At 68.8% G+C, this 13443-nt stretch carries 10 protein-coding genes and 2 pseudogenes; 6 read left to right on the plus strand and 6 right to left on the minus strand.

Annotated elements, in window-relative coordinates; translation table 11 throughout:
- Positions 1–341: 341 nt before the first annotated feature.
- Positions 342–1160 (plus strand): annotated as a pseudogene (locus ABZ441_RS32170) (IS5 family transposase).
- 130 nt (positions 1161–1290) lie between these two features.
- Here ABZ441_RS32170 and ABZ441_RS32175 read toward each other — a convergent pair.
- Positions 1291–1905, minus strand: coding sequence for an SMI1/KNR4 family protein (locus ABZ441_RS32175; RefSeq protein ID WP_358980706.1), 615 nt, complete (start codon positions 1903–1905; stop codon positions 1291–1293).
- A gap of 108 nt (positions 1906–2013) precedes the next feature.
- Complete coding sequence (locus ABZ441_RS32180; protein WP_358980709.1) at positions 2014–2637, minus strand: secreted protein/lipoprotein; 624 nt, start codon at positions 2635–2637, stop codon at positions 2014–2016.
- Positions 2638–2856: 219 nt separating this feature from the next.
- Here ABZ441_RS32180 and thpR point away from each other — a divergent pair, with 219 nt between their 5' ends.
- The 3 genes from thpR (at position 2857) to ABZ441_RS32195 (ending at position 7347) form a co-directional block, all read left to right on the plus strand.
- Positions 2857–3477, plus strand: a complete 621-nt coding sequence (gene thpR, locus ABZ441_RS32185) for an RNA 2',3'-cyclic phosphodiesterase (protein WP_358980713.1) — start codon at positions 2857–2859, stop codon at positions 3475–3477.
- A 265-nt stretch (positions 3478–3742) separates the two neighbouring features.
- Positions 3743–5782 carry a DUF4139 domain-containing protein gene (locus ABZ441_RS32190; RefSeq protein WP_358980715.1) on the plus strand — a complete coding sequence of 680 codons (2040 nt, stop codon included), beginning with the start codon at positions 3743–3745 and terminating at the stop codon, positions 5780–5782.
- An 8-nt stretch (positions 5783–5790) separates the two neighbouring features.
- A complete protein-coding gene (locus ABZ441_RS32195; RefSeq protein WP_358980717.1) occupies positions 5791–7347 on the plus strand; it encodes a DUF4139 domain-containing protein in 1557 nt (518 codons plus the stop codon).
- Positions 7348–7602: 255 nt separating this feature from the next.
- On the opposite strand, the gene ABZ441_RS32200 is transcribed toward ABZ441_RS32195, so the two are convergent.
- On the minus strand, positions 7603–8052 hold the full coding sequence (locus tag ABZ441_RS32200; protein ID WP_358980719.1) for a spore-associated protein: 450 nt from the start codon (positions 8050–8052) through the stop codon (positions 7603–7605).
- Between the two features lie 352 nt (positions 8053–8404).
- Here ABZ441_RS32200 and ABZ441_RS32205 point away from each other — a divergent pair, with 352 nt between their 5' ends.
- Positions 8405–8953: a tellurite resistance TerB family protein gene (locus tag ABZ441_RS32205; RefSeq protein ID WP_358980722.1), complete on the plus strand. Its 549-nt coding sequence runs from the start codon at positions 8405–8407 to the stop codon at positions 8951–8953.
- Positions 8954–9398: 445 nt separating this feature from the next.
- Here the strand turns inward: ABZ441_RS32205 and ABZ441_RS32210 are convergent, their stop codons facing one another.
- Together ABZ441_RS32210 and ABZ441_RS32215 are read right to left on the minus strand one after the other, a co-directional pair.
- Positions 9399–11402: a hypothetical protein gene (locus ABZ441_RS32210; RefSeq protein ID WP_358980724.1), complete on the minus strand. Its 2004-nt coding sequence runs from the start codon at positions 11400–11402 to the stop codon at positions 9399–9401.
- A gap of 349 nt (positions 11403–11751) precedes the next feature.
- Positions 11752–12138 (minus strand): VOC family protein, encoded by a 387-nt coding sequence (locus ABZ441_RS32215; protein WP_358980726.1) that lies wholly within the window; start codon positions 12136–12138, stop codon positions 11752–11754.
- 423 nt (positions 12139–12561) lie between these two features.
- Here ABZ441_RS32215 and ABZ441_RS32220 point away from each other — a divergent pair.
- Positions 12562–12660, plus strand: a pseudogene (locus ABZ441_RS32220) (IS5/IS1182 family transposase); the annotation flags it as partial.
- A gap of 103 nt (positions 12661–12763) precedes the next feature.
- Here the strand turns inward: ABZ441_RS32220 and ABZ441_RS32225 are convergent.
- The gene (locus tag ABZ441_RS32225) at positions 12764–13207 is read right to left on the minus strand and encodes an SRPBCC family protein (RefSeq protein WP_358980728.1); all 444 of its coding nucleotides are present in this window, start codon (positions 13205–13207) and stop codon (positions 12764–12766) included.
- Between the last annotated feature and the right edge of the window lie 236 nt (positions 13208–13443).

A 13443-nucleotide genomic window follows, 5' to 3' on the forward strand; every position in this document is an offset into this window, starting at 1 on the left:
CGGACACGCGGGTACGACCCGATACTCTTCTTCACCTGAGAAGTGCCTCCGGCTGGAGCAGGAACAAGGACCTCGACAATCCTCATTCTTGCTGGTCAGAGGCACTTTTCGCTTACCTGACCACCCGTCGGACGACCCGCTTCATGAAAGCGCGAGGCTAATAGCCCCTCGACCCCGCCTTCATGAACGTCAGGCGGACCCGCACCTCCAACAGCCGCGGGTGCAAGGCACGCTGTACTGACCTCCGCCGCCTCCGCCACGTGGTTACATACCACGGCACGTCAGGGGCGGGGTGCCGCAGGTGGATCATGGTGTCGCAATATGTTGCCTCGAACTGTCGGATGCCGAGGAGGATTCATCCGGCCGTTGCTGCCCGGGTCTCGTTGCGGGGGTGAAAGCGGCTGGACGACCGCAAAATCCTGAATGGGATTGTGTGGAAGTTCCAGCCCGGGCAGCTTGGCGGGGCCTGCCCGAGCATTATGGTCCGTGGGCCACAATGCATACACGTTTTCCGCAAGTGGGCGATGGACGGAACGTTCGCGTGGATGCTGCAGGCCGCGCAGGCGAGAGCGGACGTGGCGGGAGACATCGAGTGGCTCGTCTCGGTCGCCCCCACGATCGTCCGAGCTCACCAGCACGCGGCCGGGGCCCGAAACGGGGGCTCCGCGACCCGGTCCTCGGCCGGTTCCGAGGCGCTCCGACCGCCAAGATCCACCTGCCCTGCGACGGCCGCTGCCGTCCTCTCGCCTTCGTCGTCACGGGCGGCGACACCAACGACTGCACCCAGTTCACCGTGTGTCGGAAGCGATCTGAGTGCCCCGGACCGGACCTGGCAGGCCCCGTATCTGTCCCGACCACGTCCCGTGTGACAAGGGCTACCGCTCAAGAGCGATCCGCACCTGGCTCTGCCGCCGCGGCATCCCGCACGCGAATCCGGTGCGGGCCGACCCGGCCCGCAACCGGGCCCGGCGCGGCAGCCGCGGGCGGCCGTCGCGGCGGCCGCCCGCGGGCTCCGACCGCGAGATCCACAAGCACCGCAACGTCGTGGAACGGTGCTTCAACCGCCCAAGCAATGGCGCGGCACCGCCACCCGCTACGACAAGTCCATCGAGTCCTACGACGTCGCTGTCACCCTCGTCTCACTCCTGATGTGGGCGTGACATCTGACGACCGAACCCTGGGACTTCGTGGACGATAGGAGCCGTCACTGCATCCGTGCACGCCAACAACTCGGGCGCCGCGACGATACAAGCGGTTGGCCTGCGGCGATACCTGTCGTGGACGAAGTCGTCAGGCCATGTTCTCGTACCCGGAGTGGAACAACGCGGAGAAGCTCGGGTACTTCGTCGGGTTGCCGTACTTCGGCGCGAACTCGTAGGCGGCCCACTCGCCATCAGGCCCGACGTCGGTCGGATCGAGCAACCAGAAGTCTTCTCCCCCGGCGATCTCCAAGGACCGGCGGAACAGCCGCACATCGTCCTCGTTGCCGGGTATTGAGTCGTAGATCTCGGTCACGCGTCTGCCTGCATCGCCGTCCCGCATCCACAGGACGCTGCCGCACGGATAGACACCGCTCACCCAGGCATCCAGGCGTGTCCACCCGTCGCTCGCCAGATAGAACCCCCTGAGGCTCGGTGGGAACCGCAGCCCGAGCCGCTCCTCGGATGCCGCCAGGGCTTCTTCCCTAGCCGGTGCCTCACCCAACCACAGCTCGACCCGCCCCCCTCGATCCAGAACCTCGAGCTGGTCATCATCCAGCAGATCAACCAGCTCTTCGCTACTGGCACTGTCCTTCAAGTACCGCTCGCCGTATCGCTCCAGAAATTCACGCCACTCCTCCGGCGTGGTCAGAGCAGCGGCAACTACATGGTCTTCAGGTTCACTTGTCTCACTCACACCGACCATGGTGCCAGGCGGCTATGACAACGCCGACGGATGCCGGCCGTGCGGCGCACGAGGATCCGCTCATGATTGCTGCACTCCTGATGTGGACGTGACATGTGATGACAGCGCCTAGCACGAGCGGGTTCTGTCCATGGTGTACTCGGTGACCGTCCACCGCTTCGCGTCCCCCTGCTCCATCCTCGCCGTGGCCACATACCGCGACGGCTGATCGGCCGGTGACGGGATCCGCCAGCCGGTCGTCGTATCGAGGGTCTGCCACCTCGCCCGGTCCACGCAGTCCTTCACCGTTGCTGTGGGGGGCCACCGGTCGGCAGCGAGCGTGGAGACCACAGGTTCGTGACGGAGAGCACCGCGCATCACTGTCTGCTCCTGGCTCATACGGAGCAGGTCTGTCTCCAGCGCGCTCAGTGCGTCGGGCGACATGTATCGCTTCAGGTCCGTCCCGTCCGCCGACGCCACCCGGTACGCCTTCTCCCGCTCCGCCCACATCAGGTCGTACACCCTGAGCACTTCGGCCGTGGTCGTCGTGTCGGTCGCGCCGGCCGGCAGAGGGGCCGACGCGGTGGAGTACACGGGTGTGCTGGGGGCAACAACCGCCGGTGTGCCCGGGGAGGGCTTGGCGTCGCTCTCGCCGCCGCCGGCACCGCAGCCGGTTACGGCCAGAACGATCGTCGCGGTACCGCACAGGAGCGTCACGCCCGCCTGGGAGCATTTCTGCCGACCCGTCTCCATCAACACCCCAAACTCACCGTCCGATATCGATCACCGGCTCAACGACGCCCGCCCGGTCAAGTCACCGTCACCCGGAGCCATTCAACGAGCAGAACGCAGTGTTTCGTCCTGGCGGCGGATGGACGGGGTCGGCAGTGCGACGGGCTACCGCCCCGACGCTGCACAGCGGGAGCGGTACCTGGTCAGTCGCTCGCACCCGCGGATGATACGAAGTCAGGTGTGAACGAACAGACTCCGCCCGCGACCGTTCGCGTGTTCATCGCCCTCGCCCCGCCCGACCACGCGAAGGAGGCACTGGCCCGGGAACTGCACCTCGCGTATGGCACACACCCCCACATACGGTGGAACCGCATCGAGGACTGGCACATCACCCTGGCCTTCCTCGGGGAGCTGCCGGCTGAGACGGTCCCGGTGCTGCGCCGGCCGCTCGCCGCCCTCGCCGCTGCCCACCCCCCTCCCCGCCTGGCCTTGCGAGGCAGCGGGATCTTCGACGGCCGGGTGCTATGGAGCGGAATCGAGGGTGACCTCGACGAACTGCACATGCTCGCCGCCGGTGTGCGTACCGCGGTCAAGAGCTGCGGCATCACCTTCGAAGAGCGGCCCCTGCGCCCCCATCTGACCTTGGCACGTGCGCGACGAGGAGATCGGTCCTCGGCGGCGGAGATCGCCGAAGGGTTCGCCGGCTTCACCGGAGCGCTGTGGCCTGCCGAACGCCTGCATCTGGTCGGCAGCAACGTCGGCCGTAGCAGCGGACCGATTCACTACCGCGACATCGAGGCTTGGGAGCTCGGCAGCGGGTTGCCTGCCGGGTCTGAAGAGGCTGGGAGCGGTTCCGGCTGACCGGCCGTCGGCTCCGTGTGCGTCGAGCCGGAGCACGACGCACACAGATGCGGATCCTGCTCGATCACTGCGACGAACGGTTCGGTCACTACGACGAAACGTGGCCGGGCTCGAGCGCGTGGAGGCGTACGGAACGCGAGGCGTCACGTCGGCAAGCCGGAGAAGGACGCAGGCACGGGGTGTGCGGGGAGAGCGGGGCATGGGGAGGATGCGCTGGGCGTCTCCGGCGTAAACTCGGCTCGGTACAGCAGGGGGGGCGGAAGACATGACGGTCGAAGCGGCGCACAGGTGGGGGTCATTCCTCGATTCTGTGGTGGTGTACGAACAGGGCGCCCTGTGCAGGCGTCTGGCCAAGGGCAGCGTGCCGCCGGGCGGCGGGGTTCGGGTGACGGGGCTGCCCCGCTCCCTGGAACCGGGCTCGCTGCGGGCACGCGTCACGGGTGTCCGGGGTGTGTCCGTCAGTGAGGCCCGGGTGGTGGTCGAGGCAGAGCCGCTCGGCTCGCCCGCGCCCGAAGGTTTGCAGGACGAGGTGGAGCGGCTGCGCAACGAGTGCGCGGCTGCGCAGGGGCGCCGGGACCACCAGTTGCGCCTGATCGAGGAGGTTGGGGCTCTGCGCCCCGTCCCGCCGGCCCGGAGGCGTGAGGACCCGCATCGTCGCACCCCCGTAGACGCTTGGCTGGAGCTTGCCGACTTCGTGGACGAGCGGCTGACGGGGCTGCACACCCGCCTCGTCGAACTGGAGGATGCGCTGCGCCGGGCCGAGCGCGAGCTCGGCATCGCCGTGGACAGGCTCGCTCACACGTCCACCGATGCGCCGTCGGCGCACCTGGCGACCACGGTCGCGGCTCACGTGATCGTCGATGTCTCCACCACCGATGATCCTCAGGCCGAGGTTGAGCTCGAGCTCGAGTACACGGTGCCGGGTGCTGTGTGGGTACCGGCCTACCGACTCACCTGCCGGCAAGGGGGCGGCACTGGCCGCCTGGTGCTTCGCGCGTCGGTGGCACAGCGCACCGGAGAGGACTGGACCGGCGTGTCCGTAGGTCTGGCCACTGCCGACCTGCGGCGTGGGACCGGTCTGCCGAGGCTGCGCTCGCTCCGGATCGGCCGGAGTCAGCCGCCCTCCGCCCCTACTGGCTGGCGCGAGCCGCCGGCAGGTCTTGCCGGTCTGTTCGCCGGCTACGACGCGGCAGGCCGTCAGCCCGACGCGACCGCTGTTCCGGTGCCTTCCGCATCCGCGCCTCCGCCCCCGGCGCCGCAGGCCTACGGAGCTCCTCCGACGCTCCCGGCACCAGGCGCAGCCCTCGAGCCCCTCGTCGGCCACATGCCCGCACCCTCCCGGTCGGCCCGAGCCCGTACGGGTGACGGGCGGGGCCCTGGTGGCAGGCCGTCCGCAGTCCCTGTTCCCTCGGCTCCTGCGGCCCTCGGCAAAACCGCACCGCCGATGTCACCGGCTCCGACGGCCGGTCCGCCGCAGCCGAGTGGTGACGAACTCGACTACGCCAACCTTGTCCTGTGCGGCCCCGACGAGCAGGGAGGCCGCAGAGGCAGGCTGTTTCCCGGCTCTCCCTTCGACCCCGTGGCGACGGAGTACCGTCGCCGCGCAGAATCGGTGGCCTCACTGCCGCTGCCCGGACACGCTGTGCGGGTCCGGGAGTCGGCGGGTTCTTTCGATCACCGCTTCGATACCGCCGCGCGCGCCGACATCCCCTCGGACGGCACGTGGCACACCGTGACCATCGGCGAGATCGCGGTCGGCGTGCACACCGAGTACCTCTGTGCACCGGCCTTGGAACAGACCGTCTACGCGACTTCCGTTCTTCGCAACGCCACCGATCAGGCGCTCCTCGCCGGCCCGGTTGAGGTATCCGTCGACGGTGACTACCTGCTGACCGCGGCACTGCCCACGCTCGCTCCCGGCGAGGTGCGCCGGGTGGGCCTCGGTCCGGCGGAAGGCATCCAGGTCACACGGCGTACGAACCTGCGTGAGTCCACTTCCGGCCTGCGGAACAACACCACCGTGCTCGATCACCGCGTCCACGTGGAGTTGGCCAACCGCCTGGCCGGGCCCGTCAGCATCGAGGTTCGCGAGCGGGTGCCCGTCACTTCGGAACCTGATGTCCGGATCGAGGAACGGGCGGATTGGTCGGTTCCTGAAGAGGGCGCCGGGCCGGATCTCCATGCCCCGGGAACCCGCCTGTGGCGAGTGGACCTGCCCGCAGGCGGTTCCGCCGTGCTCGACGGCGGTTACGAGATACGAATGCCGGCCGGCAAGGCCCTCGTCGGCGGCAACCGCAGGAGTTGAAGCGCCCCATGACCACGATCCCGAAGCCGACTCCCCTCCCCGTCACGGCGGTGACCTGTCTGGAGGATCGCGCCCACGTCGAGCGTGCCGCTGTGCTCGATCTGCAGGCGGGAGTCCAGCGACTGCGCCTCGGACCGGTCAGTGCGCTGGCCGTCGACCGGACCCTCCACACCGAACTCGCCTCCGCGCACCCGACAGCCGTACTCGACGCGCGGATCACCCGTACATGGACGCCGCGGAACGAACCGGCCGACAGCGACTCCGCACTGCGCCGGCGGGCGCACACCCTCGCGCAGGATCAGCTGGCCCTGGAGCAGGAGCGCGACCGGTTGCGTACCCGCCAGGACCTGCTGGGCCGACTCGCCTCCGATCTCCTGCGGGATATCGGTGAGGGCGCCGGCTCCGGAGAGACCGACAGACCGCGCTGGACCGGCGAGCTGGACCGGGTCGACGTCGAGCGCGCCTCGAACGGCCAGGACATGCACACCGTGGAGGCCGGACTCGCCGCTCTCGATATCGAACTCACGCAGGTGGAACAGGCGCTGCGCGTGTCCGAGGAGGAGCCCGCCGAACTCGTCGGCCATGTCGAACTGACAGTGGAATCAGCGGTCGCCGGGCCGGTCGAGTTGTACGTGAGCCACCTCACCCCGTGTGCGTTGTGGCGCCCTGCCTACCGGGCCGTGCTCGACGGTGACTCCTTGACGCTGGAGACCGACGCGATGGTCTGGCAGCGCACCGGCGAGGACTGGTCGGACGTGCGGCTCACCCTGTCGACGGCCCGCTCGGCGCTCGCCGCCGAGCCGCCGCGCCTCGGCGAGGACCGGCTCACGCTCACTGACCGTTCTGCAACGGAGCGCCGCGCAGTGGGCGTGGAACTGCGCGAGGAGGAGATCGCGGGCCTCGGCCCCGCCCCGGTTCTCGGCCTGCCAGGGGTGGACGACGGCGGTGAGGCTCGGGTGTTGCGGTCACCGGCGCCGGTCTCCGTGGCAAGTGACGGCCACGCGCACCGGGTGCCGCTGTCCACCTTCGCTACGGCCGCCCGTAGCGAATACTCCTGCTCACCTGAGTTGTCTCCGCTGGTCACCCGGGTGGTGAGGTTCGACAACCTGGCCGGCCACGCGCTGCTCGCCGGCCCCGTGGATCTGATTCGTGACAGGGGGTTCAGCGGCCGCGGCACGCTCGATTTCACGCCCCCCGGCGCCTCTGTCGATCTCGCCTTCGGCAGCTGTGACGACCACCGGGTGGTCCGGCTTGCCGAGGAGTCACGGGACACCGCCGGAATCAGTCAGCGAACGGTCATCACCCGCACGATCCACCTGCAGCTGTCGCGGTTCTGCTCCCCCGGGGAGCGGGGCGACCGTGTGGTCGTCCTTCGGGAGCGGCTGCCGGTCTCCGAGGTCTCGGCCGTGGAGGTGCGCCTGCGGAGGGAGGCCTGCTCCCCTGAGCCCGATTCGGTCGATGCCGAAGGCATCGCCCGTTGGGATGTCTCTGTCCCGCCCAACGGCCACCGAACAGTCACTCTGGTCTACGAGTTGTCGGCGAGCGCCAAGGTGACGGGGCTCTGAGCCCGGGTCCCTCGGCCGGCCGGGGGCGCTTTCGTGAAGGCGGGGCAGCCCGTCGTTCCCTCCCCCGGTGTCGGTGGCGGGAACGACGCAGGTCGGGGGTCCCGAATCTCCTCGCCCACCCGGCCTACGGCCTGTGCCGTCGGCAGAGGCGCCGTACCCGGAACAGGTACGGCGCCTCCGGACAACACGCCGACAGCTGAGGCCGCGAGGCCTGATGCCCGCACGGGAGCAGCTGCGGAGATGCACGAAGGGCTGTCAGCGGATCTCGGTGGTCCGCCGCTCCTTCAGGGTGGCGCAGTTGGAGTTCTCCACCGACACGTACACGTTGTCGATGCTGCCGCCCCAGCTCACGCAGTAGCCCTTGCCGTAGACGTAGGCGGGTCCCGCATACGACGTGAACTTTCCGTCGTCCCCGGCCCACCCGTCGGTCGCGGGTACGTAGATGTACGTGGACATGTACTTCGCCGTGCCCGGATTGGTGCGGATGGTCGCGACACAGTTCATGCCGTTGGACGAGTTGTACGTCAGGTAGACGGTGCCCAGCGAGCCGACGGGTACCGAGTTCACCGTCTTGTAGGCCTTGCCGCAGACTCCCTGGGGCGTGACGTTCGGGGCGGCGGAGGCCGTAGCACCGAACGCGACGGTGCTGCCGACCGCCAGTGCGGTGAACGCTCCGACAGCTGCGACATGACGGATAATACGCATAGTTCCCCCTTGTGTCCCTGAGAGCGTTTTGCTCCTACTTGATGTGACCGTCGAGTGACCCGGATGGTTGCACCGCATGGCGAACTCGTCGCGGACGGCACGAATGTGTCGACTGCGCGGGCCGCCCCGCGGATGACATCGGGCACGGTACCGACCGTGCGACACAGTCGGCCCCGGGTGAGCCGGTGCAGGTCCGCACCTCACCTCTTCACGGTGGGGGCGGCATACGGAAGGCTCGGTCGCGACCGGAACACGACGGGCACTTTGCGGAACCTTTACCCGTGATCGGCCGTTGGCTGGGTGAATGCACAGCTTGTGACCGACAACTCAGACGAAGACCGAGGTGACCTCCATGGCAGTGTGGGACCGGCTCAAGGATCAGGCCAGGACTCTGCAGCAGTCGCAGGGAGCGCGCGGACCGGCAGCCGGACGCAGTGGTGGACAGGCGTCCGGCGGTGGGTCGCGCGCCCAGTTGGTCAGTACGCTGAAGTCACAGCTCGCCTCCCTGAAGACAGAGCTCAAGAGCGGGGCCTACCGGGACGCGAGCATGGCGATGTGCGCACTCGTCGCGGCTGCGGACGGCTACGTCGATCAGGCCGAGCGTCAGCACGTGGAGTCGATGATCCTCGGCAACGAGGTGCTGCAGAACTTTCCGCCCGAGCAGTTGCGTCAGCGCTTCAACAAGCACGTGGACCAGTTGGCCCTCAACTTCCAGCAGGGCAAGGCCGACGCGATGCAGGAGATCGTCAAGACCGCCAAGAAGCCGACTGAGGCGCGTGCCGTACTCCAGACCGGCATCGTCATCGCCGGCGCCGACGGCAACTTCTCCCAGGCCGAGCACATGATCCTCCGCGAAGTCTGTACGGCGCTGCAGCTGTCCCCTGCGGAATTCCAGCTATGACCGCCTGAGCACACGGGGATCGGCCCTGGCGTCGCGTCCGGCGGCGCGCGCGACGTCGGCGTCCGCCCGGCGGATGTCAGGTCGCGTCGTCGTTCGCGTCGTGCACGCCCGGAGGTCGGCGGGTGCGCACTGGTCGGCGTGGCGCCTGGCCCTCATTCGGTTTGTCCGCGACGGCGCGGTACACGGCGTTCCCGATCCGGCGGCGGGAAGGCGTAGCCGGCTGTACGCAGACGGAAGTCCAGCCGTTGCCCCGTGGAGTTGCTGCTCGGCAACGGGGACGGCCTGCGCATCGCCTACCGACTGGACCAGCGGGGAGCCAGCAACTGCTGTCTCCGGCGCCGCCATCCCGTTCCGGTCATCGGAGTCCTGGGAAGCTTCGGCAGCGCAGGGTCGCCGCGGACAGCGGTGGCAGACCCTGCGCTGCGGCGGAGCCGCACTTCGAGCATCAGCAGGTGGTCACCGCAGGTGACTCACACGCGGCGTACAGCTCTTCCAGAGCGTCACGGACGGCCTCGTCCTCGGTGAATCCCCGCCAGCCGCCGTTGCTGCGGAGCCGCTGATCGCGGGACGGTACGTCGCGCAGCAACTGCGCGGCAGGCCGAGCAGCGCGGCCGGTCAGTGCCAGGTAGCGCAGCGCGGGAAGTGCGACAGGCAGACAGGTGCCATCGGCCAGGGCCCGCACGGCAGCCGTCATGGCCGGGACCGTGGTCTCGGTATCGCCGGTCACGGCCCAGAGTGCGTGCGCCGCCTCGACGCTGGTCCAGTGATCGGAGTCGGCGGTCAGCCTCCGGAGCTGGTCCGCGTAGCGGGCGGCGTGCGGGCCAAGGTCTGCGAGTGTGCGCAGGGAGGCGCGCGAGATGTATTTCTCCCCTGCGGCTCGTCCGATCACCTCCAGGGCTGGTCCGGGCTCGCCACCGATCTTCCACCAGGCCCAGGCGGCCATTTCTGCGCGTTCTTCGCGAGGGCCGGTTCGGGCCAACAGCAGGTCTCGTGCCCCGTTGCCCGCCCGTCCGATCCCGGCCAGCGCTGCCGCTGCCGCTGCCCAGGTGCGGTCGTCCTCCAGGAGGCCGAGCAGTTGGGGGACTGCTGCCTCCGCAGCGGGGCCCCAGTCTGCGAGCACCTTGCACAGCCGGCTGACCACGTGCTCGTCCGTGGCGGCATCGAGTCGCTCACCGAGCGGGCCCAGGAGTGACTCAGCATGATCGGGAAGGAAAATCAGTACCTCTTCCAGATTGGGGAGGACGGCGTGGTGGAGGCCGATGGTGGCGGGATAGTAGGAGGAAGCCGAGGCGAATCCGGATCGTGAGCCGGCCATTGCTTCGATCAGCCCCGGCAGACAGCGCGCATCGTTGAGCCGGGCCAGCGCCCACACCGCGGCCTCGGCCACGGTCGACCCCGCCCGGGTGGTTCGGGCGGCAGTGTCGTCGAGGAGCGCTGCGACCTGGTCGGCGTGAGCCACTGCCTTCGGGCCGAGACAGGCCATCAGCTCAGCTGCCCGGAATCGGACCTCCGTGGCGGGGTCGTCCAGACGCGCTGCGATGCTCGGAAGGAGTGGGGCACTCGGTGAGCGCCATCGGGTCAGCAGGGCGCCTGCCTGGTTCAGGGCGCCGATCCGCTGCTCAACATCGGGATGCTCGTCCAGCAGACCCAGTGCGAAGGCAGGCGATGGTCCGGTGAACAGCGCTCCTGTCCAGTGCTGAACGCCCTGGACGCCTGCCTCGACCGAACCGGTGTGGCGCCATAGTTCGACGCTCGGGTTCCGGATCGCCTCGAGCAGGACGCTGAGCCTGCGTACCGGAAGGTCATGGTCGACCGAAGCGAGCGCGTGGACGGCCGCTAGCCGTACTTGTTCCTCAGGAGCGTCGAGCAACTCGCGGAGCAGATCATGGACAGCAGCGGCGTGTACGCCGGCGGGCTCACGTTCGACCGCTCGGCCCAGCCCGAGGACCACGTCGAGTCGGGCCACCGGATCGGCCTCCGCCTGCCAACAGCGAAAAAGTGCAGGCAACACGTGTTCACCGGGACTGTCGCAGACACCGAGCAGATGGGCAGAGCCCCGCCGGATCTCAGGGGCAGGGTCGGCAAGCAGAGCCAGTACCTCCGGCAGCGCGCTCGCACAGGCGGGCTCCCAGCCGGGATCCACGAACTTCTCGGTGACCTGCCTTGCCTCGGCCGCCATCCTCGCCACCAGGTCCAACATCGCGCTCCGGCTCGGAACCGGCACGCTGGGCGTGGCCGCCAGGCGCAGCAGAAACGGCAGCGCGACAGGTACCGCTGAGCAGATCCAGCCGCCCTGGTGAATGAGGTGGTCGAGGAGCTCGAACGCCGCGTCACCCGCGTCCTCCGAATCAGGACCCGCACATCGGCGCAACAAGCCGGGCACATCGTCCGCAGGCCCGTGATTGTGCTCCAGCGCCGCCCAGTTCACGGCTTCCAGTTCTCCCCACATGGCCGCGACACTACCGTCGGCCGGACGTGCGGGCGCAGCCATGAACATCGGTCGCATTCGCCTGACGGCGCGGAGGCCCCGTCGGCGAGGACGGTCTCTCTCGTCCGCGTCAGAGTGCTCGAGCTTCTGTCCGTAAGCGGAGCGGCAGGGCATCGTCCCGTCTGCTGACCCGTCGTGTCCCCACGCGTCGGAACGCCGGTGCGACGTACCGGGGCAAGGCACAAGGCGGCCGGATACGTGACAGGCACTCCCCCGGGCCAAGGAAGTCGCCGCCTTCGGGCTCCCGGAGCGAGCCGTGCTCTTCGCGCCGGCCGGTCCGGAGTTCTCTCGAGGACGGCACGGCTCCCGCTCAGGGTCGATAGCGGAGCGGGTGGTCGGCGGGGACCTCGGTCAGCACGATCCGGTGGCCGTCCGGATCGGCGATCCACATCTCGATCAGACCCCAGGGCTCCCGGAGCGGCGGGCGGAGGACACGTGCACCGCGTCCGGCCACCTCATCGTGCGCGGCCGCGCAGTCGGCGACCTGCATCCAGAGCTGCAGCGTCTCGGCCGGCGACGCGTCCGACCGCCCTGATACCTCGAGGAAGCCGCCGCCGAGGAAGTACACCGTTCCGCGGTCGGGGCCGGTGCCGAACTCCCGGTAGACGGACAGCCCGAGTGTCCGTCCGTAGAAGTCGCGGGACGCCTCAGGGTCGCCGGGCCTCAGCAATACCCTGCTGTTCAGTACATGCACCATGGTGAGGACGCTATGCGAACCGGTGCGAAGGAGCCCTCCTACGCCTCGCCCAGGGCCTGTCTGACAGATGATCACCGAGCGTGGACGACTCGGTCCAATCGCCTTGCCGTCTTGGCGCCTGCCAGTGATTCTGGGCAGGTGCCAGGACAGGGGAAGAGAAGGCGGCAGCAGGAGGACGCGCGGCAGCGGCTTGCTGCTCGCAACGCGCCGACCGCGGGGCAGTGGGAAGTGGTCGTTGAGACTCGGGACCAGGCGGAAATGCGTACGCAGTTGCGTGGCCTTCGGGAGTCGGGAGTCGACGGGTCGATGATCCGGATCGACACGCTGTGCGGGCGCCTGGCGCTGCCGACCACCTACAGACTGAGTCGTTTCGTGGCGGATCCCGCGTGGGAGTCCGAGAATGAGCACTCTGACCATTGATTTGTGGCAGGTCGCGGTGCGTTGACGGATGTGGCGTGGGAGCGAACTGAGCCCCTGTTGCCACAGGTGGATGGGCGTGGACGTCGGTGGCGTGATCACCGGCGAGCTCGCCGATCGCTACCGGGCTGGGATCGTCGCGGCAGCTCTGAATCCTGTGGCTCCGCGAACCCTCCGAGTGATCAATACACCTAGGACCGGTTCGAGTTCAGGAGGCTTCCACCGCGGCCTTGATGCGCTGTCCGAAGGCCGGTGCGTCCTTCCGAGCGGCAGCGACAGCGAGTCCGACGAGGAGCTTGCCCACACGGTGGCCCTCCAGGTCATTGAAGATCCGCACTCGCGTTCGACCATCCGCAAGGGGCTCGAGGTCGTAACCGCCTTCCCTGGCCGTCACGAGGTTGGCCGACTGTTCGTTCCAGCGGATGCGCGTCGGCGCGACCAGTTCGCTGATCCGGAACTCGCGCCGGGTCGTCATACCGGCGTCCTTCACCGTGCTGCGGAACACGGTGCCGACCGCCGTCGGACCGGCCGGTGACTTCGAGATGTCCTGGACCCGCGGGCTGAACTTCCTGTCGTTCTCGCCGTCCGCGAGGAAGGCGAACACATCTGCGACGGGGCGGTCGATGTCGACTGTCGCCTCGAACCGGGCCATGAGGGTCTCCTCTCGTACGACGGGCGCGGCACGCGGCGTGGCGCATCCGGGGTGACGCTGAATCCCATGATCAGCGCTCCTCCGCCCCTCGGCAGCCGGACGGACACATTCCGCGCGCAATCGGGTGCCGTTCAAACGGTGGTTTCCCGTCCATGCGAAGTACCAACGGCACGCAACCCGCGGTGGTGACGGGCCCGCGGCCGGCCCGGAATCGGTGGCCGGGCAGTTGCAGGCTC

Source organism: Streptomyces sp. NPDC005752, from assembly GCF_040630715.1.
In the GTDB taxonomy this organism is placed as follows: domain Bacteria; phylum Actinomycetota; class Actinomycetes; order Streptomycetales; family Streptomycetaceae; genus Streptomyces.